This is a genomic window from Brenneria izadpanahii (assembly GCF_017569925.1).
GTDB lineage: Bacteria > Pseudomonadota > Gammaproteobacteria > Enterobacterales > Enterobacteriaceae > Brenneria > Brenneria izadpanahii.
On the sequence record NZ_CP050854.1, the window covers coordinates 1,633,978 to 1,657,750 of the forward strand.

Annotated in this window: 22 protein-coding genes; 20 read left to right on the forward strand and 2 right to left on the reverse strand. The window is 55.0% G+C overall.

The genetic code is table 11. From position 1 onward, the window contains the following. Window positions 1-8: 8 nt before the first annotated feature. The 7 genes from nuoI to elaB all read left to right on the forward strand — a co-directional run bounded on the left by nuoI (window position 9) and on the right by elaB (window position 6,905). Complete coding sequence (gene nuoI, locus HC231_RS07250) at window positions 9-551, forward strand: NADH-quinone oxidoreductase subunit NuoI (protein WP_208230389.1); 543 nt, start codon at window positions 9-11, stop codon at window positions 549-551. A gap of 9 nt (window positions 552-560) precedes the next feature. Further along, window positions 561-1,121, forward strand: a complete 561-nt coding sequence (gene nuoJ, locus HC231_RS07255; protein ID WP_208230390.1) for an NADH-quinone oxidoreductase subunit J — start codon at window positions 561-563, stop codon at window positions 1,119-1,121. Next, window positions 1,118-1,420 carry an NADH-quinone oxidoreductase subunit NuoK gene (gene nuoK / locus HC231_RS07260; protein ID WP_048638113.1) on the forward strand — a complete coding sequence of 101 codons (303 nt, stop codon included), beginning with the start codon at window positions 1,118-1,120 and terminating at the stop codon, window positions 1,418-1,420. The genes nuoJ and nuoK overlap by 4 nt, the downstream gene beginning before the upstream one ends. Then, window positions 1,417-3,264 carry an NADH-quinone oxidoreductase subunit L gene (gene nuoL, locus HC231_RS07265; protein ID WP_208230391.1) on the forward strand — a complete coding sequence of 616 codons (1,848 nt, stop codon included), beginning with the start codon at window positions 1,417-1,419 and terminating at the stop codon, window positions 3,262-3,264. Before nuoK ends, nuoL begins: the two co-directional genes overlap by 4 nt. 98 nt (window positions 3,265-3,362) lie before the next feature. Further along, window positions 3,363-4,898, forward strand: a complete 1,536-nt coding sequence (gene nuoM, locus HC231_RS07270) for an NADH-quinone oxidoreductase subunit M (RefSeq protein WP_208230392.1) — start codon at window positions 3,363-3,365, stop codon at window positions 4,896-4,898. A gap of 6 nt (window positions 4,899-4,904) precedes the next feature. Next, window positions 4,905-6,365 (forward strand): NADH-quinone oxidoreductase subunit NuoN, encoded by a 1,461-nt coding sequence (gene nuoN, locus HC231_RS07275; protein ID WP_208230393.1) that lies wholly within the window; start codon window positions 4,905-4,907, stop codon window positions 6,363-6,365. Window positions 6,366-6,593: 228 nt separating this feature from the next. Further along, window positions 6,594-6,905, forward strand: a complete 312-nt coding sequence (gene elaB / locus HC231_RS07280; RefSeq protein ID WP_208230394.1) for a stress response protein ElaB — start codon at window positions 6,594-6,596, stop codon at window positions 6,903-6,905. A gap of 140 nt (window positions 6,906-7,045) precedes the next feature. On the opposite strand, the gene HC231_RS07285 is transcribed toward elaB, so the two are convergent. Continuing rightward, complete coding sequence (locus HC231_RS07285; RefSeq protein ID WP_208230395.1) at window positions 7,046-7,576, reverse strand: GNAT family N-acetyltransferase; 531 nt, start codon at window positions 7,574-7,576, stop codon at window positions 7,046-7,048. 48 nt (window positions 7,577-7,624) lie between these two features. Then, window positions 7,625-8,506, reverse strand: a complete 882-nt coding sequence (locus tag HC231_RS07290) for a PhzF family phenazine biosynthesis protein (RefSeq protein WP_208230396.1) — start codon at window positions 8,504-8,506, stop codon at window positions 7,625-7,627. Between the two features lie 391 nt (window positions 8,507-8,897). Between HC231_RS07290 and HC231_RS07295 the strand changes: the two genes are divergently transcribed. The 13 genes from HC231_RS07295 to hypF all read left to right on the forward strand — a co-directional run bounded on the left by HC231_RS07295 (window position 8,898) and on the right by hypF (window position 23,742). Next, the gene (locus HC231_RS07295) at window positions 8,898-10,466 is read left to right on the forward strand and encodes an ABC-F family ATPase (RefSeq protein ID WP_425490550.1); all 1,569 of its coding nucleotides are present in this window, start codon (window positions 8,898-8,900) and stop codon (window positions 10,464-10,466) included. 620 nt (window positions 10,467-11,086) lie between these two features. Further along, window positions 11,087-12,250 (forward strand): hydrogenase 2 small subunit, encoded by a 1,164-nt coding sequence (gene hybO / locus HC231_RS07300; protein WP_208230398.1) that lies wholly within the window; start codon window positions 11,087-11,089, stop codon window positions 12,248-12,250. 3 nt (window positions 12,251-12,253) lie between these two features. After that, window positions 12,254-13,288 (forward strand): hydrogenase 2 operon protein HybA, encoded by a 1,035-nt coding sequence (gene hybA / locus HC231_RS07305; RefSeq protein WP_208230399.1) that lies wholly within the window; start codon window positions 12,254-12,256, stop codon window positions 13,286-13,288. Then, a complete protein-coding gene (gene hybB / locus HC231_RS07310; RefSeq protein ID WP_208230400.1) occupies window positions 13,275-14,474 on the forward strand; it encodes a Ni/Fe-hydrogenase cytochrome b subunit in 1,200 nt (399 codons plus the stop codon). The genes hybA and hybB overlap by 14 nt, the downstream gene beginning before the upstream one ends. Continuing rightward, window positions 14,452-16,158, forward strand: a complete 1,707-nt coding sequence (gene hybC, locus HC231_RS07315) for a hydrogenase 2 large subunit (RefSeq protein WP_208230401.1) — start codon at window positions 14,452-14,454, stop codon at window positions 16,156-16,158. The genes hybB and hybC overlap by 23 nt, the downstream gene beginning before the upstream one ends. Continuing rightward, window positions 16,158-16,658, forward strand: a complete 501-nt coding sequence (locus HC231_RS07320; protein ID WP_208230402.1) for a HyaD/HybD family hydrogenase maturation endopeptidase — start codon at window positions 16,158-16,160, stop codon at window positions 16,656-16,658. Before hybC ends, HC231_RS07320 begins: the two co-directional genes overlap by 1 nt. A gap of 28 nt (window positions 16,659-16,686) precedes the next feature. Further along, window positions 16,687-17,187 carry a hydrogenase-2 assembly chaperone gene (gene hybE, locus HC231_RS07325; protein WP_208231246.1) on the forward strand — a complete coding sequence of 167 codons (501 nt, stop codon included), beginning with the start codon at window positions 16,687-16,689 and terminating at the stop codon, window positions 17,185-17,187. A gap of 77 nt (window positions 17,188-17,264) precedes the next feature. Beyond that, a complete protein-coding gene (gene hypA, locus HC231_RS07330) occupies window positions 17,265-17,606 on the forward strand; it encodes a hydrogenase maturation nickel metallochaperone HypA (RefSeq protein ID WP_208230403.1) in 342 nt (113 codons plus the stop codon). 129 nt (window positions 17,607-17,735) lie between these two features. After that, window positions 17,736-18,836, forward strand: a complete 1,101-nt coding sequence (hypB, locus tag HC231_RS07335) for a hydrogenase nickel incorporation protein HypB (protein WP_208230404.1) — start codon at window positions 17,736-17,738, stop codon at window positions 18,834-18,836. Further along, window positions 18,827-19,114: a hydrogenase maturation factor HybG gene (gene hybG, locus HC231_RS07340; RefSeq protein WP_208230405.1), complete on the forward strand. Its 288-nt coding sequence runs from the start codon at window positions 18,827-18,829 to the stop codon at window positions 19,112-19,114. The genes hypB and hybG overlap by 10 nt, the downstream gene beginning before the upstream one ends. Beyond that, window positions 19,101-20,216 carry a hydrogenase formation protein HypD gene (hypD, locus tag HC231_RS07345; protein WP_208230406.1) on the forward strand — a complete coding sequence of 372 codons (1,116 nt, stop codon included), beginning with the start codon at window positions 19,101-19,103 and terminating at the stop codon, window positions 20,214-20,216. The genes hybG and hypD overlap by 14 nt, the downstream gene beginning before the upstream one ends. A 42-nt stretch (window positions 20,217-20,258) precedes the next feature. Next, a complete protein-coding gene (gene hypE / locus HC231_RS07350; RefSeq protein WP_208231247.1) occupies window positions 20,259-21,275 on the forward strand; it encodes a hydrogenase expression/formation protein HypE in 1,017 nt (338 codons plus the stop codon). A 157-nt stretch (window positions 21,276-21,432) separates the two neighbouring features. Continuing rightward, entirely contained in the window at window positions 21,433-23,742 is a 2,310-nt protein-coding gene (gene hypF / locus HC231_RS07355) for a carbamoyltransferase HypF (RefSeq protein WP_208231248.1), read from the forward strand. Window positions 23,743-23,773 lie beyond the last annotated feature (31 nt).

A 23,773-nucleotide genomic window follows, 5' to 3' on the forward strand; every position in this document is an offset into this window, starting at 1 on the left:
AGTGAACCATGACATTAAAAGATTTAGTGATTGGTTTCGGCACCCAGATACGCAGTATCTGTATGGTGGGATCGAACGCTTTCAGAAAGCGCGAAACCAGAATGTATCCTGAAGAACCCGTGAATCCGCCGCCGCGTTATCGCGGCCGTATCGTGCTGACGCGCGATCCGGATGGCGCTGAGCGTTGCGTGGCCTGTAACCTGTGTGCGGTGGCTTGTCCGGTCGGCTGCATCTCCTTACAGAAAGCGGAAACCAAAGATGGCCGCTGGTATCCCGAATTTTTCCGTATCAATTTCTCGCGTTGTATTTTCTGTGGTTTCTGTGAAGAGGCTTGCCCGACCACAGCCATTCAATTGACGCCGGATTTTGAAATGGGGGATTACAAACGTCAGGATCTGGTTTACGAAAAAGAAGATTTGCTGATATCGGGGCCGGGTAAATATCCGGAATATAACTTCTACCGGATGGCCGGCATGGCGATCGATGGGAAAGACAAAGGCGAAGCTGAAAACGAAGCTAAACCTATCGATGTTAAAGGCCTATTGCCCTAAGGAGCTAGCATGGAATTCGCTTTTTATATTGCGGGCCTGATTGCAGTAGTGGCGACGTTGCGCGTCATCACTCATACCAATCCCGTGCATGCGCTGTTGTATCTGATCGTTTCTCTCATTGCCGTCGCGTGTGTATTTTTCTCGCTGGGCGCCTACTTTGCGGGGGCGCTGGAGATCATCGTTTACGCGGGCGCCATCATGGTGCTGTTCGTGTTTGTGGTGATGATGCTCAACCTGGGCAATACCGTGGTCGAGCAGGAACGGGCATGGCTTAAGCCCAGCGTATGGATCGGCCCTGCATTATTGTCGCTGGTTTTGCTGGTGGTGATAGTGAAGGGCATCTTAAGTCTGGACGATCAGGGCATCGCCGGAGAAATGGTGGACGCCAAGTCGGTGGGTATCACCTTGTTCGGCCCTTATGTTCTCGCTGTCGAGTTGGCTTCAATGCTGCTGTTGGCAGGGCTGGTGGTTGCGTTCCATGTCGGTCGTGAAGACAAACGGGGCGAGGTCATCAGCAAAGAAACCGCGAACCAGAATGTTGATAATAAAATAACAGGGGAACGCGCATGATTCCGTTACAACATGGTTTGATTTTGGCCGCCATCTTGTTCGTTTTGGGGCTGACTGGGTTGGTTATCCGCCGTAACTTGCTGTTTATGCTGATAAGCCTTGAAATAATGATCAACGCCGCGGCGTTGGCGTTTGTGGTTGCAGGCAGCTACTGGCATCAGGCGGATGGACAGGTGATGTATATTCTGGCGATTACGCTGGCGGCGTCTGAAGCCAGCATCGGGTTGGCGTTGTTGCTGCAACTGTACCGCCGCCGCCAGAATCTGAATATTGATACAGTCAGTGAGATGCGCGGATGAACTTACTCTATTTAACAATACTATTCCCGCTGCTTGGGTTCCTGCTGTTGGCGTTCTCCCGCGGTCGCTGGTCGGAGAATGTGTCTGCGACGGTTGGCGTGGGTTCCGTCGGGCTGGCGGCGCTGACGGCCGCCTGGGTAGTGGTCGATTTTCTTGGTCAGCAACATACGGGCGTGAGCGTATTTGACCAGCATCTATGGACATGGATGGCGATTGGCAACTTTGATATCGGCGTTACGCTGACGCTTGACGGCCTGTCGGTCACGATGCTGTCCGTTGTTACCGGCGTTGGTTTCTTCATCCACCTGTATGCATCCTGGTATATGCGCGGTGAAGAGGGATACTCGCGTTTCTTCGCCTATACCAACCTGTTTATCGCCAGCATGTTGGTGCTTGTTCTGGCTGATAACCTGTTGCTGATGTATCTCGGATGGGAAGGGGTGGGGCTGTGTAGCTATCTGCTGATCGGTTTCTACTACACCAATCCGAAAAATGGCGCGGCGGCGATGAAAGCCTTTGTGGTTACTCGCGTCGGGGATGTCTTTCTGGCGTTTGCGCTGTTCATTCTTTACCGGGAACTGGGCACGCTCAACTTCCGCGAACTGATGGTGCTGGCGCCGCAGCAATTGGCCGAGGGGTCCCCGGCGATTACCTGGGCGACTCTGATGCTGTTGGGCGGCGCGGTCGGTAAGTCCGCTCAGTTGCCGCTGCAAACCTGGCTGGCGGATGCAATGGCGGGTCCGACGCCGGTATCTGCGTTGATCCACGCGGCGACGATGGTTACCGCCGGCGTGTACCTGATCGCCCGCACCCACGGCCTGTTCCTCATGGCGCCGGAAATTTTGCATCTGGTCGGTATTATCGGTGCGGTAACGCTGGTATTGGCAGGATTCGCCGCGCTGGTGCAGACGGATATTAAACGTGTGCTTGCATACTCCACCATGAGTCAGATTGGCTATATGTTTCTGGCTCTGGGGGTTCAGGCATGGGACGCAGCGATTTTCCATCTGATGACCCACGCGTTTTTCAAAGCGCTGCTGTTCCTGTCTTCCGGTTCGGTCATCCTGGCCTGTCACCACGAGCAGAACATTTTCAAAATGGGCGGCCTGCGTAAGACCATCCCGCTGGTGTATGTCTGCTTCCTGGTCGGTGGCTCGGCATTAGCCGCGTTGCCGATGGTTACCGCCGGGTTCTTTAGTAAAGACGAAATTCTGGCGGGCGCATGGGCTAACGGCCACATCAATCTGATGGTGGCAGGATTGGCCGGCGCCTTTATGACTTCGCTGTACACGTTCCGAATGATCTTCATCGTTTTCCACGGTGAAGCGAAAACCAAAGCGCATAAGGTTGAAGGCATTTCCCATCATTTACCGTTGATCGTGTTAATGGTGCTGTCCACCTTTGTCGGCGCGCTGATTGTACCGCCGCTGCACGGCGTACTGCCGGAAACGACGGAGCTTGAACACGGTCAGATAATGACGTTGGAAATCGCTTCCGGCGTGGTCGCCATTGCGGGGATTCTACTGGCCGCGGCGCTGTGGTTGGGCAAACGTCAACTGGTGAGCGGTATTGCGCAAAGCGCGCCCGGACGTTTCTTCTCAACCTGGTGGTTCTATGCCTGGGGCTTTGACTGGTTGTACGACAAAGTCTTTGTCAGACCTTATCTGGCCATTGCGAAGCTGCTGCGACGCGATCCGCTGGACGCACTGATGAATATTCCGGCTTTCATTACCCGTCTGGGAAATCGCGGGCTGGTAGTGAGCGAAAACGGTCAAGTGCGTTGGTACGTTGCTTCCATGGGGTTGGGCGCCGTCGTCGTGTTGGCGTTGTTATTGCTGGTTTAAGACGGTACCCGGGAACGTATGAAGGGTAGGGTATTCCTGATGTGAATGCCCACCCCGGCAAGTTTTCAGATTTCTTTAATTTAGGGACACAAAGCGCCATGCTACTACCTTGGCTAATTCTTATCCCCTTTATCGGCGGTCTGCTGTGTTGGCAGTCGGAGCGTTTAGGTACGAAAGTACCGCGCTGGATCGCGTTGATTGCGATGGGGCTGACGTTGGTGCTATCTCTGCAACTGTGGTTGCAAGGTGGTTATTTTTTGGCAACGCCCGGCGGACTGCCGCAATGGCAGGCTGAGTACAATGTTCCGTGGATCCCCCGCTTTGGCATTGATTTCCATCTCGCGCTGGATGGCCTATCGGTGCTGATGGTGGTGTTGACCGCGTTACTGGGTGTGTTGGCAATACTCTGCTCATGGAATGAAGAACATCATAACCAAGGGCTTTTCCACCTTGGTGTATTGTGGACCCTGGTCGGCGTTATCGGCGTATTTGTCGCTATCGACCTGTTCCTGTTCTTCTTCTTCTGGGAAATGATGCTGGTGCCGATGTATTTCCTCATCGCAATATGGGGACACAAAGGGTCTGACGACAAAACCCGAGCCGCGGCGGCAACCAAGTTCATCATTTATACCCAGACCAGCGGTTTGGTGATGTTGATCGCCATTCTGGCTCTGGTGTTCGTACACCACGACGCCACCGGCGTCTGGACCTTCAATTATGAAGCGTTGCTGAAGACGGAAATGTCGTATGGCATTGAATACCTGCTGATGCTGGGATTCTTTGTCGCGTTTGCGGTGAAAATGCCGCTGGTGCCGGTGCACGGTTGGTCGCCGGATGCGCATAGCCAGTCTCCGACCGCCGGCTCCGTCGATCTGGCGGGGTTGTTGATGAAAACGGCGGCCTACGGTCTGCTACGTTTCAGTCTGCCGCTGTTTCCCAATGCCTCGCACGAGTTTGCGCCGATTGCTATGTGGCTGGGGGTGATCAGCGTGTTCTACGGCGCCTGGATGGCGTTTAATCAGACCGATATCAAACGTTTGGTGGCCTACACTTCCGTCTCCCATATGGGATTCGTGATGATCGCCATCTACTCCGGCAATCAACAGGCTTTTCAGGGGGCGGTTATCCTAATGATCGCGCACGGCCTGTCGGCCGCGGGGCTTTTCATCCTGTGCGGTCAACTGTACGAACGTTTGCACACCTGGGATATGCGCCAGATGGGAGGGCTGTGGGCCCGTCTCAGATATCTGCCGGCGCTGTCGCTCTTCTTTGCCGTCGCCACATTAGGTATGCCGGGAACCGGTAACTTTGTCGGGGAATTTAATATTCTGATCGGCAGTTATCAGGTCGTTCCGGTGATTACGGTGATTTCCACATTCGGTCTGGTGTTTGCGTCGGTTTATTCGCTGATGCTGATGCAACGCGCTTATTATGGCTCCCCGAAATCAGAACAACCGCTGCTGGGCATGACGACGCGTGAACTGTCCGTCGTTATGCCGCTGGTGGTATTGCTGGTGTTGTTAGGGGTTTTCCCTCAACCGATTCTGGATACCTCCAGCGCGGCGATGGCAAACATCCAGCAATGGTTTATGTCGTCTGCTCCAGATTCAATACTTTCAACAACAAGGCCGTAATTCGCCATGACAATAACTCCTCAACAACTAATCGCGCTATCGCCGCTGTTAATCGTCGGATTGACGGTAGTGGTTGTGATGCTGTGCATTGCGTGGCGACGCAACCATTTTGTCAACGCAACCTTGACGATTATCGGTCTGGGCATAGCTCTACTGTCACTCTATTTTGTAGGCCAGGTAGGGCCGACCGATGTCACCCCGCTGTTGCGGGTTGATGGTTTTTCCATGTTTTATACCGGGCTGGTGTTGTTAGCCAGCCTGGCGACCAGCACTTTTGCTTATTCATGGCTGGAAGGCTATACGGACAACCGTGATGAGTTCTATCTATTGGTGCTGATCGCCGCGTTAGGCGGAGTCGTTCTGGCAAGTGCGAACCATCTTGCGTCGCTGTTCATCGGTATTGAACTGATTTCGCTGCCGTTATTCGGACTCGTCAGCTATGCCTTCCGCCAGGAACGTTCGCTGGAGGCCGGTATCAAATACATGTTGCTATCGGCTGCGTCGTCTTCTTTCCTGCTGTTTGGCATGGCGCTGATATATGCGGATTCGGGCAATCTGACGTTTGCCAACCTGGGACGGAGTCTGAGCGATCTCCACATCCATGAACCGCTGCTGCTGGCAGGTTTGGGGATGATCATTGTCGGCGTGGGCTTTAAGCTGTCGCTGTTTCCCTTTCAGCTATGGACGCCGGACGTGTATCAAGGGGCGCCGGCGCCGGTTTCCACCTTCCTGGCGACCGCCAGCAAAATCGCCATTTTCGGCGCGGTGATGCGTCTGTTCCTCTACGCGCCGATGGTGGATAGCGATTCGGTCAGATTGGCGCTTGGTGTGATTGCCTTCGCTTCCATTGTGTTTGGCAACGTGATGGCGGTTTCGCAGACCAGCATCAAGCGTTTGCTGGGGTACTCCTCTATTGCGCATATGGGGTATCTGCTGGTTGCATTGATTGCGGTGCAAAGTCAACAACTGGCGCTGGAAACGGTTGGCGTCTATCTGGTGGGCTACCTGTTTGCCAGCCTTGGCGCCTTTGGCGTCGTCAGCTTGATGTCCAGCCCGTGCAGCGGTCCGGAAGCGGACGCCATGCTTTCGTACCGCGGTCTGTTCTGGCATAAGCCCGTGTTGTCTGCGGTAATGACGGTGATGATGCTGTCTCTGGCCGGTATCCCGATGACGCTGGGCTTCTTCGGTAAGTTTTACGTATTGGCCGTGGGCGTGAACGCGGAACTGTGGTGGCTGGCTGGCGCGGTTGTCCTGGGTAGCGCGATTGGCCTCTTCTATTATCTGCGGATGATGGTCAGCCTGTATCAGGCTGCGCCGCAGGAGCTAAACCGCGGCGATGCGCAGGGAAACTGGGCATTAACGGCCGGCGGCGCTGTAGTGGTGATTTCAGCGATAGCCGTGCTGATTCTGGGCTTTTACCCGCAGCCGCTGATTTCTCTGGTGCAACTGGCTCAGCCAATCATGTAACGGCAAACCGAATTGCCTGATGTTAAAACCGCCGAAGGTGATGCCGACGGCGGTTTTTTTATGACTGGCTATCTTTGCCCCTGCGGGCCGTTGCAAGCGAGGTGTGAAATTGTTTTATGTCGGCATTTGTGAAGGGCGGCTTTAGGAATGATCTGTTAAGACCGCGACAGGCGGCAGAATTGTCTATAGTTAACTGGACAAGTATTTTTCATAAGGAAGGAGCATTTTATGGCAGTAGAAAAAAAACAGCCTGATGATATTCGCATTGACGACGACCTGAAACTTTTGTCCGACACGCTGGACGAATTACTGCGTTACTCTGGCGATCAGGCTGACAAAGCCTATCTTGAGCTCAAGAAAAATGCGGAAAAAGCATTGCTTGAAGTCAAATCGAGAATCGGCGCGACCGATAGTTACTATGCCCGGGTCAAACAAGTCGCTGATAAAGCGGATATCTACGTACATGACAAACCCTGGCAGGGCATCGGTATTGGCGCAACCGTCGGGCTGGTGCTTGGCTTGTTATTAGCCAAACGGTAACTAGCTATCTTTCAAGCTGGAGGCGTGTTGCGGCGGCGCGCATTAGGCGCGCTGGCGGTTAAACGAACGTAACGGCGGCGGCTCGCTCAGGAAGGGAATAGCGTGAACGAGCCGGTAACGCTTAGATGAACGCACAGCGATCAGACTTGATAATGATAAACATTTTGGTCAATACGGCGATCGCCAAGTTTCTCCCCGTCTTTTTTCTGTCCGTAAAGATTAAAGCCAAGCCGCTGTGCCAGCGCATTGCTGCGCGGGTTTTCCACCGAGGCTTTAATAATGCATCTCTTCACCAGCCCGGCTTTGATGTAGGCGTCGATCATGGTGCGGACTGATAACGAAACGATTCCTTTCCCCTCAAACTGTTCGGCAATCCAGTAGCCAATTTCGCCTTCTTGATCTTGAATCGTATTGAACGAGACGATGCCGGCGATGACGTCGTCCCAGCGGATGATGTATACCGCAGCGACGCCGGCGGCAAACGCGTGCCGATTGGCTCTGATGGTGTTCAGGGAGTCATCAACGTGCGTTACCGAGTCCGGCCAGGGCAAAGTGTGGCGCAGGCGGGGTTTTTCTTTCTGCACCAGCGCAAAAATTCCTGCCGCGTCGGATTCTTCCTGGATACTCAAACGCAGATGCGGATGATGATGTAATTCATAAAGTGTTTCCATGACTGCGCCTTCTCTTTAATTAGAACGGCTATCCTGTAGCAATAATGGTTATACCGAAAGCGTGCCATCAATAATCGTCACGCTATGTCCGCCGACCCAAGGCTCATCGTTCAGATAAATAACCGATATTCTGCCGTCACACTGGCGTTTGATGCCTTGGCGGACACGGTAGCCCAGCCGGGGCTCGCTATTATCGGGATGATGCTGTTGGCGCAGGAGCGTCGCCAGACAGGCATTGGCGCTGCCGGTAACCGGATCTTCCTTCATTTGTCCCAGCTCCATGTAAAATGTACGAACTTCGTAGTCCGCAGCGCCATCGCTATTATGCGGTCCATAAATGGCGATGCCGTCCGTCTGACAGGTTTCTTGCAGGTCAGCCAGAGAGGGGGCGTCGGGGACGATGTTCAGACAGGTATCGGCGCTGTCCATGCGGATAATCAACCAGCTTATCCCCATACGTACGGTTGCGGGCGGGTAGTCCTTATCAATTTTGCTGCTGCCGAGCGTGCGCTCCAGCAAAGGATAGAGTCCGGTATCAAACGGAACGATAGTCGCTTCAGGCACGTGGAAAGCCAGTAAGCCTTCGTCATCGATATTAATAGGCACCAGGCCGATTCCGCACTGCTGGATGATTTGTCCCGGAGATTTTGTTTGTAAACCAGACTCCAGCAGGGCATGCGCGGTACCCAGCGTCGGATGTCCGGCGAACGGCAGCTCTGATTCAGGCGTAAAGATTCGCACGCCGTAGTCGGCCAGCGGATTGGTTGGCGGCACCACAAAGGTTGTTTCCGACAGATTGGTCCAGCGGGCGATATTCTGCATTTGCTCATCAGATAATCCGTCCGCATCCAATATGACTGCCAGCGGATTTCCCTTGAGCGGCTGTTTGGTAAACACATCGATTTGTTTAAAGCGGCGCGCTATTGTCATAAACAATCCTTCCTGTCATACCCGTCATCTTTCAAGTTAGGTGTATTGGCCGCTTCTTGAAATCTATCGGCGTATCAATAAGTAAAATCGTTGATTAATTATGGCCGCAAATCAGCCGCTTGTCTTTTGAATAACATAGATTTTATCTATGTTGATGAATGCAATATGCGGTTTATCGCACGGAGGTATTATCCGCGTAACGGCAGGAAAATATCACGAGCGGCATCTTGTCTCCCCTTGGCAAACGAGGGATTCCGCTACGTTCATTGGCGGGAGGTGGTTAAATATCAATCAAAACTAGCCGCGATTATGAGGCGTGCTTGTGGCATAATGTGCGAAATATCACATTTTGACTTGAGTGAATTCTGTGCTAAGTACCAACAATATCACTATGCAGTTTGGCAGTAAGCCATTGTTTGAAAACATTTCCGTCAAATTTGGCGGCGGTAATCGTTACGGTTTGATCGGCGCGAATGGTTGCGGTAAATCCACTTTTATGAAAATTCTGGGCGGCGATTTGGCGCCGAGTTCCGGCAATGTTTTCCTCGATCCGAATGAGCGGCTGGGGAAATTGCGTCAGGATCAGTTCGCTTTTGAAAACTATAGCGTACTGGATACCGTGATCATGGGGCATGCCGAGCTATGGGCGGTGAAGGAAGAGCGTGACCGTATTTACTCACTGGCCGAAATGAGCGAAGAAGACGGCTATAAGGTCGCCGATTTGGAAGTGCAGTACGGTGAGATGGATGGTTACAGCGCCGAAGCGCGCGCCGGCGAACTGTTGCTGGGCGTCGGTATTCCTTTAGAACAGCACTACGGCCCGATGAGCGAGGTCGCACCCGGTTGGAAACTGCGTGTGCTGTTGGCGCAGGCGCTATTTTCCGATCCGGATATTCTGCTGCTTGATGAACCGACCAACAACCTGGATATCGATACCATCCGCTGGTTGGAGCAGGTGCTGAACGAGCGTAACAGCACCATGATCATTATTTCCCATGACCGCCACTTCCTGAATATGGTATGTACGCATATGGCGGATTTGGACTACGGCGAACTGCGCATTTATTCTGGGAACTATGATGAATATATGACGGCGGCGACGCAGGCGCGTGAACGTTTGCTGGCGGATAACGCCAAGAAGAAAGCGCAGATTTCCGAATTGCAGTCTTTCGTCAGCCGCTTTAGCGCCAACGCATCCAAATCCAAGCAGGCGACCTCCCGTGCTCGTCAGATTGATAAAATTCAGTTGGAAGAGGTGAAGGCCTCCAGCCGCCAGAATCCGTTTATTCGTTTTGAACAGGACAAGAAACTGTTCCGTAACGCGCTGGAGGTAGAGGCGCTGGCGAAAGGATTTGATAATGGTCCGCTGTTCAGCAAATTAAATCTGATGGTGGAAGTGGGGGAGAAAGTCGCCGTTTTGGGGACCAACGGTATCGGTAAATCGACGCTGCTGAAAACGCTGGTAGGGGATCTTCAGCCGGATAGCGGCACGGTTAAGTGGTCGGAAAACGCCAAAATCGGCTATTACGCCCAGGATCATGAATATGAGTTTGATGACGAGCTGACCGTATTTGACTGGATGAGCCAGTGGAAGCAGGAAAAGGATGATGAGCAGGCCGTGCGCAGCGTGCTGGGACGTTTGCTGTTCAGTCAGGATGATATCAAGAAGAAAGTGAAAGTATTATCCGGCGGCGAGAAAGGCCGTATGTTGTTTGGCAAGATGATGATGCAGCGCCCCAACATCCTGGTTATGGATGAGCCGACCAACCACCTGGATATGGAATCCATCGAGTCGCTCAACATGGCGCTGGAAATGTATGAGGGTACGCTGCTGTTTGTCTCTCATGACCGTGAATTTGTCAGTTCTCTGGCGACCCGCGTTGTGGAAATGACGCCGAATAAGATTATCGATTTCACCGGAAATTATGAGGATTACCTGCGCAGTCAGGGTATTCAGTAACATATTTATTTAACGCGACTCGCCGATTTACTAAGGCAGCATGGTTGATATTGATGCCGTTGCTGCCTTTTTATTAACATTATGCGTGAGCGCTTATTTTTTTACGTAGATGAAAAATATTCACGCAATATTTATTGTGCCGCCAGCCTCAGCGTTTCCCTTAGTCTGTAAATTTAACATTCTCGCTATTCCGATTGGTTTTTAAATTAAAAAATTTAAAGTAACTAAAGTGATTGTTAATTTCAAACTGGCGCTAGCTCTACATCATCATCTGGACAATTAATAAATAAAAATAATAAGTTCCCATGAAAAACTATTATTTTATCAGTGTCTTAAATCAACTTATTTGCGTGATCGTAAACTGTGATTAATCGATTTAGCTAGCTAAAAATAAATGATCGGATAATTTACGCACGTTATTGAGATTATTTCTCATCTGAAACAAAGATGTGATCTTTTAAATAGACGCTATGAGTATGCAGTCACAGTTATAACAGAAATAAGTATTCTAATGTCCTGGCGATTGATGAAGATCAAGTCTGTTAAATAAATTTCCTCCTTACCATAACCACACACATTTCGTGTGTTACTCCGTTTGAGTTACAGGAGAATAATAAAAAATGAGTGGGGAAAATTTAATGCTTTCCCATCATGGCGTTAATCGTCGTGATTTTATGAAGTTATGTGCAGCACTGGCGGCATCCATGGGGCTGGCTGATTCCGCCGTGGCGGAAATTGCCGAGTCAATCACTTCCACGCAACGCCCGCCGGTTATCTGGATCGGCGCGCAAGAATGTACCGGGTGTACGGAATCCCTATTGCGGGCGACGCATCCGACTATTGAGAATCTGTTATTAAATACCATCTCGCTGGAATATCACGAAGTGCTCTCCGCCGCTTTTGGCGAACAAGCGGAAGAAAACAAACATCGCGCGGTCGAGCAATACAAAGGGAAATATGTACTGGTTGTTGATGGATCGATCCCTATCAAAGACGGCGGTATCTATTGCATGGTGGCGGGCAAACCGATAGTCGAGCATATCCGTGAAACGGCGGAACATGCGGCGGCGATCATCGCCATCGGTTCTTGTTCGGCCTGGGGCGGCGTTCCGGCCGCGGGCGGCAATCCGACCGGCGCCGTCAGCCTGCAGGAGGTGCTGCCGGGTAAAACGGTGGTTAATATCCCCGGCTGTCCTCCTAACCCGCACAATTTCCTGGCGACCGTCGCGCATATCATCACCTATCAACGACCGCCGGCGCTGGATAACGAAGGCCGTCCGACATTCGCTTATGGACGTCTGATCCACGAAAACTGCGAACGTCGCCCGCACTTTGACGCCGGCCGTTTTGCCAAAGAATTCGGTGATGAGGGGCACCGTCAAGGGTGGTGTCTCTATCATCTGGGCTGTAAGGGGCCGGAGACTTACGGTAACTGTCCGACGCTGGAGTTTTGTGATGTCGGCGGGGGCATTTGGCCGGTTGGCATCGGGCATCCCTGCTATGGCTGTAATGAGAAAGGCATTGGTTTTACTAAAGGCATTTTTCAACTGGCCAATGTGGAAAATCCAACGCCGCGGGTGGAAAAACCGGATGTTCATAGCCCTGAAGGCGGACATATCTCAGCTACGGCGACCGGGCTAATCGGCGGCGTGATCGGCGTTGTCGGCGGCGTGAGTCTGATGGCCGTGCGTGAGTTGGGGCGCCAGCAAAAACAGTCCCAGCAAAAAACGTCTTCACAAAAACAGAGTCAGCAGGACGCTGGAAACGGATCCCGGGAGGGTTGAGCCGTGAACAGACGCAATTTTTTCAAGCTGGCTTCCGCCGGCGCGTTGCTGGCGGGCACGCCTTTGGCGGGACATGCGGCGGCAACCAATAAACCGCCGATTCCCGGCGCATTGGGGATGCTCTATGACTCCACGCTGTGCGTCGGCTGCCAGGCGTGCGTCAGCGAGTGCCAGCAACTCAATAAGCTGTCCTATAACCCAGGCAGCAAAATCTATGCCGGCGGCGATGCTACCTGGTCAAACAACGATAAGCTCAGTCCTTACACCAATAATATCATTCAGGTGTGGAGTTCAGGCGACGGCAAAAACAAGGATCAGCTAGACAACGGTTATGCCTACATCAAAAAACAGTGCATGCACTGCGTTGATCCTAACTGCGTATCGGTTTGCCCTGTTTCCGCGCTGAAAAAAAATCCCACAACCGGAATTATCCATTACAACGCCGATGTGTGTACCGGCTGTCGTTACTGCATGGTCGCCTGTCCGTTCAACATTCCCAAATACGATTACGAGGATCCATTCGGCAAGCTGCATAAATGCGAGCTGTGTAATCAGGCGGGTCTGGAACGGTTGGATAAAGGCGGGCTGCCGGGATGCGTCGAGGTTTGTCCCACCGGGGCGGTTATTTTCGGCACCCGTGAAGAGCTGCTTGCTGAGGCGAAACGCCGGTTGTCGTTGCAGGCGGGCGATGAGTATCGCTATCCGCGTCAGACGCTGGCAAAAAAGGATACCTATCTGCACACCGTGCCGAAATACGATCGGTATGTTTATGGTGAAAAAGAGGCGGGCGGCACTCAGGTTTTGGTGCTGGCCGGCGTGCCTTATCAGAACCTTGACCTGCCGGAGCTGGCCGAGCTGTCTACCGGCGCGCGTTCCGAACATATTCAGCACACCTTGTACAAGGGCATGATACTGCCGCTGGCGGTACTGGCGGGCTTATCCGTACTGGTGCACCGCAATACCCGAGCGGAAAGGCTGGATCATGACGATGGTACGCATGCTGATAAAAAACAGGAGAACGATCATGACGGCGCATAAAGCGAGCCCATTAGGCGGGCGTTTGGTCAGTTGGCCGGTGATGTTGCTGGCGCCGTTTGTCATTCTGTGCGCGCTGCTGATTGTCAAACGTCTGGTGTTCGGTCTTGGTTCGGTCGCCGCGCTAAACGGCGGTTATCCCTGGGGGATCTGGATCGCGTTCGATCTGCTGGTGGGAACCGGTTTCGCCTGCGGCGGCTGGGCGCTGGCCTGGGCCGTCTATGTGTTTAACCGCGGCGAATACCATCCGCTGGTTCGGCCGGCGTTATTGGCCAGCCTGTTCGGCTACTCGCTGGGCGGCTTGTCGATAACCATCGACGTCGGACGTTACTGGAACATTCCGTACTTCTTTATTCCCGGCCATTTCAATACCTCATCCGTGCTGTTTGAAACCGCCGTCTGTATGACGATCTATATCGGGGTGATGGCGTTGGAGTTCGCGCCGGTGATATGTGAACGCATGGGCTGGAAGGTATCGCTCAAAAGACTGAATAAAGTGATGTTCTTTATTATCGCGCTGGGCGCTTTGTTGCCGACCATGCACCAGTCATCAATGGGGTCGCTGATGATTTCCGCCGGATATAAAGTTCATCCGCTATGGCAGAGTTATGAACTGCTGCCGCTGCTGTCGCTGCTGACTGCGTTTATCATGGGCTTTTCGATTGTGATGTTCGAAGGCTCGCTGGTGCAGGCCGGATTAAAAGGGCGCGGGCCGAATGAAACGCATCTGTTCGCCCGTTTGACGCAAATCATTCAGGTATTGCTGCTGCTGTTTGTGGTGGTGCGTTTCGGCGAGATTATCTGGCGCGACAAGACGGCTTACCTGTTCAACGGCGATCGTTTCGCGCTGACTTTCTGGTGTGAAAGCGCGTTGATGATTTTCCCGCTGATCATGTTCCGCTTCAAGCGCTGCCGCTATGACGCGCGTCTGCTGTTTGCGGGCGCGCTGAGCATGTTGTTCGGGGCCGCGGTATGGCGGCTGAGCTATTCTCTGCTGGCTTTCAACCCTGGCGGCGGTTATCACTATTTCCCTGCCGCATCGGAGGTGCTGATCTCCATTGGTTTCGTCGCGATTGAAGTCTGCGCATACATCTTGTTAATCCGGCTGTTGCCGGTACTTCCCGCGCTGGAAGGCGTTCATAAGAATTATCAGGCCGAGGTAAAGCATGAGCCAACGCATCACCATTGATCCTATTACCCGCATTGAAGGACACCTGCGCATTGATTGCGAAATTGAACAGGGGAAAGTCACTAAAGCCTGGTCGTCCGGCACTATGTGGCGTGGTATGGAAGAGATTGTCAAAGGTCAGGATCCGCGCGATGCCTGGATGATCGTGCAGCGTATCTGCGGCGTATGCACCACGGTGCACGCCATTGCGTCGGTGCGCGCGGTGGAGAATGCATTACAACTGAATGTGCCGGTTAATGCGCAATATATCCGCAACCTGATTCTGGCGGCCCACAGCATTCACGACCATATCGTTCACTTCTATCAGCTTTCCGCGCTGGACTGGGTCGACGTTACGTCCGCACTGGAGGCTTCCCCGCAAAAGGCCGAAGCGTTGCTGAAAGGGCTGTCCGACTGGCCGCTGAACAACGCGGCGGAATTCACCAAAGTCCAGCAGAAGCTGAAAGATCTGGTGGCCAGCGGGCAACTGGGGATTTTCGCCAACGGCTATTGGGGACACCCGGCCATGGCGCTGCCGCCGGAAGTCAACCTGATTGCGGTTGCCCACTATCTGCAAGCGCTGGAGTGTCAGCGCGACGCCAACCGTATCGTGGCGATCCTCGGCGGTAAAACTCCGCATATCCAGAACCTGGCCGTCGGCGGCGTCGCCAACCCGATTAATCTGGATGCGCCCAGCGTACTGAACCTTGAACGTCTGATGTATGTAAAATCGTTCATCGATCGTTTAAGCGATTTTATCGAGCAGGTCTACAAGGTGGACTGCGCGGTGATTGCCGCGCATTACCCTGAATGGCTGAGTCTGGGCAAAGGCGCCGACAACTATCTCAGCGTGCCGGAACTGCCGACCGACAATCAAAACGGCAGCTTCCTGCTGGCCGGCGGCTATCTGGAAAACGGCGATTTCGCCAAATATCGTCCCATCGCCAGCCACAGCGACAAATTCCTGATCGATGGCATTAAAGAGAGCGGCAAGCATGCCTGGTATCAGGACGATGAGCCGCTGGCGCCGTGGGAGGGATTGACGCGTCCCAACTATACCGGCTGGCAGGAGGACGGCAAATACTCCTGGGTCAAATCGCCGACGTTCTACGGTAAAACGGTTGAAGTCGGGCCGCTGGCATGGCTGCTGTGCAGTCTGGCCGCCAAGCATGAAGACACGGAAAAGCACTTTGCTCAGGTTGCCGCCGCCTATCAGACATTAACCGGGCAGGCGCTGCAAATGGAGCAACTGCACTCCACATTGGGCCGGGTTATCGGCCGGACGGTGCATTGCTGCGTGCTGAAGGATACGCTGGCGCAGCAATGGCAGGCACTGGTGACCAACATCGGCAACGGCGACCACCAGACCTTCATTAAACCCGACCTGTCGCCGGAAACCGAATTCCGCGGCGTGGGCTTTGGCGAAATGCCGCGCGGCATGCTGTCGCACTGGGTCGTGTTTAAAAACGGCAAAATCACCAACTATCAGGCGGTGGTGCCCTCTACCTGGACATCCGGCCCGCGTAATTTCGACGGGCAGCCCGGACCTTACGAGCAGTCGTTGGTCGGCACGCCAATCGCCGATCCGCATAAGCCGCTGGAAGTGGTGCGCACCATCCACTCATTTGATCCGTGCATGTCCTGCGCGGTGCATATTGTGGACACGGTAAGCGGTAATGAAGTGACCCGGGTCAAGGTGCTGTGATGAACATACTGGTGCTGGGTATCGGTAATCTATTATTAAGCGATGAGGCCGTTGGCGTACGCATTATCGAAGCATTAGAGCAACGTTACCGGTTTTCGCCGCAGATCGACATCGTTGACGGCGGTACGTCGGGAATGGAGTTGATGGAGGCGATGGCCAGCCGCGATCACCTGATCGTGGCCGATGCCGTGCTGACCGGGCAGGCGCCGGGAACGGTGGCGGTTCTGCGTGATAATGAAGTGCCGGCGCTGTTTACGCGTAAGATTTCTCCGCACCAGCTAGGTCTGTCCGATGTATTGATGGCGTTACAGCTTACGGATGAGTTTCCCCGCCGGTTGACGCTGGTTGGCGTTGTCCCTGAATCGCTGGAGGTGCGCATCGGTTTGACGGAAACCGTCAGGCAGGCGATAGCGCCCGCTTTACGGCAGATTGTTGCTGCGCTTCGGCAAAGTGGGATCGCGGTCAGCGAACGTGAGCAATGTGAGGCCGCTAGTGAATAAGCAAGCTGAAGTTGGCGATTTCGACGTGATGTCGAGCGATCGCAAAGAATCTTCACTTATTTTCCGCCATGATGATGAGTGCCCGTCGGCCTGGCTGGAGACGATGTTCTCTGAAATCGCGCGTGAAAAAATGCGGATGCTGCCTTTTTACCGTGAGGCCATTCCCGTCAAAGCCTGTGGGTTTACCCTGTTCGAACAACAGTGGATAGGCTGTCTGCTGACTCCCTGGATGATGAGTCTGTTGGTGCTGCCGGGGCCGCAGCAGGATTGGCCGGTCAGAAAACTGGCCGATCGTTTGGCGCTGTCGCTGCCCTGCGGCAATGTGACCTTTATCGTTGGCGAAATGGCCGGCAAACAGTATCTGTCCTGTTCATTGATGTCGCCGATTGATAGCCATATAAGTGGCGAACAGGCGATTTCGCTGGCGGAGCAGAGTGCGAAAATGGCGCTGTCGCTGCCGGTTGTTGACGCCGACGCGCCGCGGAATCGTCGTCTTCGGGCCTTGATATTAGGGGACAAACGGGGATAGCAGGGCCGCCCCGGCTATCTTGGCTGTGAAACGAACGGTATTGCGCCGCCGGGCGCGAAACCACCGGAGTGAACGTCATGCATGAAATTTCCATGTGCTATAGCGCACTGGAACTGATCGAACAGCAGGCTCGTCAGCACCGCGCCCGGCGGGTGACCGATGTCTGGCTGGAGATCGGCGCGCTTTCCTGTATTGAAGAAAGCGCGCTGCGTTTTTGTTTTGAATCTGTCTGCCGGCAGACCATCGCCGAAGGATGCCGGCTGCACGTCGCGGTTCGGCCGGCCAAAGCCTGGTGCTGGGAATGCAGCGCCGTGGTGGACGTTGTGGAACATGGCGCAGGATGCCCGCAATGCGGCAGTTACAACCTGCGAGTGGATGACGGCGATAGCATGCAGATTAAACAGCTGGCGATAGAGTAATCATTATTTGACGCCAAGCCGCTGAACAAAGCGGGATGATAAAGGTACTGCGCCCACAGTTTGATTCGGGTTGAATGTTTCGGCAGAAGAGATTTTTAGTAAGCACGCTTTAACCGGGAGGAGATCCCTATGTGTAGTACATGCGGCTGCGGTGAAGGGGAACGTAAAATAGAAGGTGATGAGCCTCTTCATTCACACGACCATCATGAACATGAACACCACCACGCTCACGACCATGAGCATTCTCACCATACTCACGCACATGATCGCCGGCCCCATCAACACAAACATAAATATGTCTATCATACTCATGTGCACGACCACGACGGGCGCAGCGGCGATGAACCCCGTTATGTGATTATTCACCATCATCACTATCATCATCAGGGCGATGTGCATAATCATTACTATGCCGGCGCGGAGCAGCAAGCGATTGAGCCTTCAATCGGACATCATCGTCACGACTCCCATCATGAGGCGCATTCTGCGGCGGAGCCGGCGTTTCAGCCGGAGGTCAACGAACAGGATCTGCATTACGGACAGGGCGCGGCGGGAACCCATGCGCCGGGCGTCGGCCAGCAGCGTCTGCTGCAGATTGAAATGGATGTGCTGAGCAAGAATAACCACCTGGCGGAGCATAACCGGGAACATTTTAAGGCCCAGAACATTCTGGCGCTGAATCTGGTTTCCAGCCCCGGTTCGGGTAAGACCACCCTGTTAACCGCCACGCTGAATCATATCAGCCAGCGGTTCCCTTGTGCGGTTATTGAAGGCGATCAGCAAACCACCAATGATGCCGAACGCATTCGGGCGACGGGCGTGGCGGCCATCCAGGTGAACACCGGCAAAGGATGCCACCTGGATGCGCAGATGGTGCACGATGCCGCGCACCGTCTGCAACTGCCGGACAACTGTCTGCTGTTTATCGAAAACGTCGGCAATCTGGTGTGTCCGGCCGGCTTTGATCTGGGCGAGCGCGCCAAGGTCGCCGTGCTTTCGGTAACGGAAGGCGAGGATAAGCCGTTAAAATATCCGCACATGTTTGCCGCGGCGTCGTTGATGATCATTAATAAAATCGATCTGTTGCCCTATCTGGATTTCAATCTGGAAACCTGCGTAGCCAATGCGCGCCGCGTCAATCCGGATATTCAGGTTATCGCGCTGTCCGCCAGCCACGGCGACGGCATGGAGGAGTGGATCGGTTGGCTGGAGGCGCAGCTATGTGCTTAGGCATTCCGGGAAAGGTGATTTCCGTCGGTGATGATATTCACCAACCCGCGTATGTCGATGTCTGCGGCGTACAGCGCTCGGTGAGCATCGCGCTGGTTTGCGAAGGCTCGCCCGCCGATCTGGTGGGGCAGTGGGTGCTGGTGCACGTCGGTTTTGCCATGAGCCTGCTGGATGAACAGGAAGCGCGGGATACGCTGGAGGCGTTGCAGTCTATGCGGGCCGTTGGACTGGAACTGGATGAAATGCGACAGACCGGAGCCGACCATGCAGTACGTTGATGAATTCCGCGATCCTGAACTGGCGAAAGCGTTATTGCGCCGTATTCAGTCGTTGGTGGCGGACATGCCGCAGCTGCGCGAGCGCCCGCTGCAACTGATGGAAGTGTGCGGCGGGCATACGCACGCCATTTTTAAATTCGGTCTGGATCGCCTGTTGCCGCCGGAGATCGAGTTTATTCATGGGCCGGGCTGCCCGGTTTGCGTATTGCCGATGGGGCGCATCGACGCCTGCCTGGAAATCGCGGCGCATCCTGAGGTGATCTTTTGCACCTTCGGCGACGCCATGCGGGTGCCGGGGCGTAATGGTTCATTGCAGGATGCCCGGCGTCATGGCGCCGACGTACGCATGGTTTATTCGCCGCTGGATGCGCTGGATCTGGCGGAAAAAAATCCGCACCGGCAGGTGGTCTTTTTCGGCCTGGGATTTGAAACCACCATGCCGAGCACCGCGCTGACGCTGCAACAGGCCAAACGCCGTCATGTCGCCAACTTCACGCTGTTTTGCCAGCACATCACCATTATTCCGACGCTGCGCAGTTTGCTGCAACAGCCAGACCTGTATATTGACGGTTTTCTGGCGCCGGGGCACGTCAGCATGGTTATCGGCGCTCATCCGTATCAGCCGCTGTGCGATCGCTTCCACAAACCTTTTGTGGTCACCGGCTTTGAACCGCTGGATATTTTGCAGGCGATGTTGATGCTGGTAAGCCAGATCCACGATGCGCGTTGCGAGGTGGAAAATCAGTACCGGCGTATTGTGCCGGACAGCGGCAACCTGCTGGCGCAGCGGGCGATGGATGAGGTATTTGAAACCAAGTCCAGCAGCGAATGGCGCGGCTTGGGCGAGATAGCGGACTCCGGTATGCAACTGCGGGCGGCCTATGCCGATTTTGACGCGGAACGCCGTTTTCATCCACGGCAGCAGCGTAGCGCCGATGAGCCGGAATCACGCTGCGGCGACGTGTTGACCGGGCGCTGCAAACCGGCGGATTGCCCGCTATTTGCACGGCGTTGTACGCCGCAAAATGCGATTGGGGCGCTGATGGTGTCTTCCGAAGGGGCATGCGCGGCTTATTATCAGTATCGGCGGGAGTGTGCCTGAATGAGTCATTCAACACAGCCAAATATCGTCTCTTTAAAAGAGATGCAGCTAAAAGAAATTACGCTGGCGCACGGCAGCGGCGGCCGGGCGATGCAGCAACTGATTGAACAACTGTTTTTGCAGGCGTTCGATAATCCGCTGCTGGGGCAGCGGGAAGATCAGGCCAGATTACCCCTTGCCGCGTTGACGCGACAGGGCGATCGTCTGGCGTTCACCACGGATAGCTACGTTATCGATCCTCTATTTTTCCCCGGCGGCGATATCGGCAAATTGGCGGTGTGCGGTACGGCGAACGACATCGCGGTCAGCGGCGCCGCGCCGCAGTATCTTTCCTGCGGGTTTATTATTGAAGAGGGATTCCCCGGCGCCGATCTGCTGCGTATTGTGGCCTCGATGGCGCAAACCGCGCGGGAGGCCGGAATACAAATCGTTACCGGCGACACTAAAGTGGTGCCGCGCGGCGCGGCCGACAAGATCTTTATCAACACCGCCGGGATTGGCGTGATCCCAACGGATATTCACTGGGGAACGGGAGAGATCCGCCCGGGCGATAAAATTATCGTCAGCGGTACGCTGGGCGATCATGGCGCGACCATTCTTAATCTGCGCGAGCAGTTGGGGCTGGAAGCGACGCTCGCCAGCGACTGCGCGGTATTGGCGCCGTTAATTGCGCCGCTGCGCGACATTGCCGGCGTCCGGGCGTTGCGTGACGCCACGCGCGGCGGGGTCACGGCTATCCTGCATGAGTATGCGCAGGCCAGCGGCTGCGGGATGGAGATCAACGAAAGCGATTTGCCGGTGAAGCAGGCGGTGCGCGGCATTTGTGAAATACTGGGATTGGAAGCGCTCAATTTCGCCAACGAGGGCAAGCTAGTGCTGGTGACGTCCGCCGAGGCGGAAGGCGAGGTTTTGGCCGCGCTGCGTTCGCATCCGTTGGGGCAGGACGCGGCGACCATCGGCGTGGTGACGGAAAAACCGCAGGTCCGCCTGTGCGGCGTGTTCGGCGCTTCACGGCTGCTGGATTTACCGCACAACGAGCCGATGCCGAGGATTTGCTGAAGGAAGCAATTAAGTGTTATTTGGTGACTCACTATAGATAATGATGTTTTGTTTTATTTGCGGTTTTTCCTTCGCGTTAAAAATTGCGCTGAACTTACATAGAAACCTGTCTAAACAGCGATCGGTCTAAACAGGCAAGGATATCCCCCACGTGAGCGTGAACAATAACGGCATTCAGATCCGGGTAAAAGGCAAAGTGCAGGGAGTGGGGTTCCGGCCTTATGTCTGGCAACTGGCTCATAAGCTGGAGCTATGCGGCAGCGTCAGCAATGACGGCGCCGGGGTGCTGATCCGCCTCTACCCGTCGGAAAACATCGATCGCTTTATTGCTGAACTGCCCGCCTTGTGCCCGCCGCTGGCGCATATTGACAGTATGACCTGTGAGCCGTGGCGGTGGCCGTCCGCACCTTCCTCATTTGTTATCGAACATAGCGGAGCGGGGCGGATGGATACGCAGGTGGTGCCGGATGCCGCAACCTGTGAAGAATGTCTGCGCGAGCTGAACGATCCGGCTAATCGCCGTTATCACTATCCGTTTATCAACTGCACCCACTGCGGCCCGCGTTTCACCATTATCCGCCAAATGCCTTATGACCGTCCGTTTACCTCGATGGCGGCTTTCCCGTTGTGTCCGCAGTGCCTGACTGAGTATCAACATCCCGCCGATCGCCGCTTCCATGCGCAGCCTAATGCGTGCCCGCAGTGCGGTCCGCAGGTCTGGCTGGAAGATGAGTCGTCGGCGCGGCAGGCCGAAGGGGATGAGGCGATTCGTCAGGCCGCTTGTGCGCTGCTGGCCGGGAAAATCGTCGCCATTAAAGGCATCGGCGGTTTTCATCTGGCCTGCGACGCCACCAATACGCAGGCCGTACAGCGCCTGCGGCGGCGCAAGCGTCGGCCCGGCAAGCCGCTGGCGGTGATGTTGCCGGATGCCGGCTGGCTTGGGCAATGCGCTACCGTCGCGGATATTCCCGCCGCGCTGCGATTATTGAAAAGTACGGCGGCGCCGATTGTGCTGCTGCCGCAGCGTCAGGATGGTCCGCTATCTGAGGCGATCGCACCCGGTTTGTCTGAAGTCGGACTGATGCTGCCCGCCAACCCGCTGCAACACTTGTTAATGGCATGCGTGGCGCGTCCGCTGGTGATGACTTCAGGTAATGCCAACGGCAAACCGCCGGCATTGACCAATGCGCAGGCGATGGAGCAACTTGCCGGCATTGCCGATCTGTGGTTAATGCACGATCGGGACATTGTGCAACGCGCCGACGATTCGCTGGTCAGGTTTCATAACAACAGGGCGGAGATGCTGCGCCGCGCGCGCGGCTACGTGCCGGATGCGCTGCCAGTGCCGCCGGGATTCGCCAAACAGCCCGCGCTGCTGGCGATGGGGGCGGACTTAAAAAACGCCTTTTGCCTGCTGCGTGATGAACATGCCATCGTCAGCCAGCATCTGGGCGATCTGGCTGACAGCGATATCGAACAGCAATACCGCCAGGCAATAACATTGTTTGAGGATATTTACCGCTTTACGCCCACGGCGATTGCGGTTGACGCGCATCCCGGTTATATCAGCCATCGTCTGGGAAAAGATTTGGCCGAACAGCGGCGCATACCCTGTATCGAGGTGTTGCACCACCACGCCCATATCGTCTCTTGTCTGGCGGAGCATCAGCGGCCGCGCGACGCCGCGCCGGTGATCGGGCTGGCGCTGGACGGTATCGGGTTCGGCGCGGACGGCCGGTGGTGGGGCGGCGAGTGCTTGCTGGCGGATTATCGCCAATGCCGGCATCTTGGCGGATTACCCGCCGTCGCCTTGCCCGGCGGCGATCTGGCGGCGCGCCAGCCGTGGCGTAACCTGTTGGCGCAGTGGCTACGTTTTGTCCCCGATTGGGCCTCATTACCGGAGGCGACGGCCATCCCGGCGGATCCATCTAAGTTACTTAGTAAAGCGATTGAGCGAGGGATCAATGCTCCATTGGCTTCCTCCGCCGGCCGTTTGTTCGACGCGGTCGCCGCGGCGGCCGGGTTCTCCGCGCCAGAACAAAGTTGGGAAGGGGAGGCCGCCTGCTGGCTGGAATCGATGGCCTGGCAAAGCCTGCTGTTTATGCGTCAACCGCCGTGGCGAACGCCGGTAACGCTGCCGCTGCTGGCTGACGGTACGCTGGATCTGGCAACCTTCTGGCGGCAGTGGCTGGCCTATCGCGCCGCGCCAGCCGATAAAGCCTACGCGTTTCATCATGCGCTGGCTCAGGGCTTCGCCGACCTGGCGCGGCGGGCGGCGCGGCAATATGGCGTGAATACCATGGTATTGTCCGGCGGCGTGATGCATAACCGCCTGCTCGCCGAACTGCTGCGCCGCAAACTAGCGGAATTCACGCTGCTGCAACCGCAACGGCTACCCGCCGGCGACGGCGGACTGGCGTTGGGACAGGCGCTGATCGCGGCGGAACGTTTGTCATTCATTTCATGAAGAATAATTAATTATCCGCCGGTTGAACGTG

Bases quoted from the DNA above. Each gene is read 5' to 3' on its own strand.
- nuoI (WP_208230389.1), top strand. From the start codon at position 9: ATGACATTAAAAGATTTAGTGATTGGTTTCGGCACCCAGATACGCAGT.
- nuoJ (WP_208230390.1), top strand. From the start codon at position 561: ATGGAATTCGCTTTTTATATTGCGGGCCTGATTGCAGTAGTGGCGACG.
- nuoK (WP_048638113.1), top strand. From the start codon at position 1,118: ATGATTCCGTTACAACATGGTTTGATTTTGGCCGCCATCTTGTTCGTT.
- nuoL (WP_208230391.1), top strand. From the start codon at position 1,417: ATGAACTTACTCTATTTAACAATACTATTCCCGCTGCTTGGGTTCCTG.
- nuoM (WP_208230392.1), top strand. From the start codon at position 3,363: ATGCTACTACCTTGGCTAATTCTTATCCCCTTTATCGGCGGTCTGCTG.
- nuoN (WP_208230393.1), top strand. From the start codon at position 4,905: ATGACAATAACTCCTCAACAACTAATCGCGCTATCGCCGCTGTTAATC.
- elaB (WP_208230394.1), top strand. From the start codon at position 6,594: ATGGCAGTAGAAAAAAAACAGCCTGATGATATTCGCATTGACGACGAC.
- HC231_RS07285 (WP_208230395.1), bottom strand. From the start codon at position 7,576: ATGGAAACACTTTATGAATTACATCATCATCCGCATCTGCGTTTGAGT.
- HC231_RS07290 (WP_208230396.1), bottom strand. From the start codon at position 8,506: ATGACAATAGCGCGCCGCTTTAAACAAATCGATGTGTTTACCAAACAG.
- HC231_RS07295 (WP_425490550.1), top strand. From the start codon at position 8,898: ATGCAGTTTGGCAGTAAGCCATTGTTTGAAAACATTTCCGTCAAATTT.
- hybO (WP_208230398.1), top strand. From the start codon at position 11,087: ATGAGTGGGGAAAATTTAATGCTTTCCCATCATGGCGTTAATCGTCGT.
- hybB (WP_208230400.1), top strand. From the start codon at position 13,275: ATGACGGCGCATAAAGCGAGCCCATTAGGCGGGCGTTTGGTCAGTTGG.
- hybC (WP_208230401.1), top strand. From the start codon at position 14,452: ATGAGCCAACGCATCACCATTGATCCTATTACCCGCATTGAAGGACAC.
- HC231_RS07320 (WP_208230402.1), top strand. From the start codon at position 16,158: ATGAACATACTGGTGCTGGGTATCGGTAATCTATTATTAAGCGATGAG.
- hybE (WP_208231246.1), top strand. From the start codon at position 16,687: ATGTCGAGCGATCGCAAAGAATCTTCACTTATTTTCCGCCATGATGAT.
- hypA (WP_208230403.1), top strand. From the start codon at position 17,265: ATGCATGAAATTTCCATGTGCTATAGCGCACTGGAACTGATCGAACAG.
- hypB (WP_208230404.1), top strand. From the start codon at position 17,736: ATGTGTAGTACATGCGGCTGCGGTGAAGGGGAACGTAAAATAGAAGGT.
- hybG (WP_208230405.1), top strand. From the start codon at position 18,827: ATGTGCTTAGGCATTCCGGGAAAGGTGATTTCCGTCGGTGATGATATT.
- hypD (WP_208230406.1), top strand. From the start codon at position 19,101: ATGCAGTACGTTGATGAATTCCGCGATCCTGAACTGGCGAAAGCGTTA.
- hypE (WP_208231247.1), top strand. From the start codon at position 20,259: ATGCAGCTAAAAGAAATTACGCTGGCGCACGGCAGCGGCGGCCGGGCG.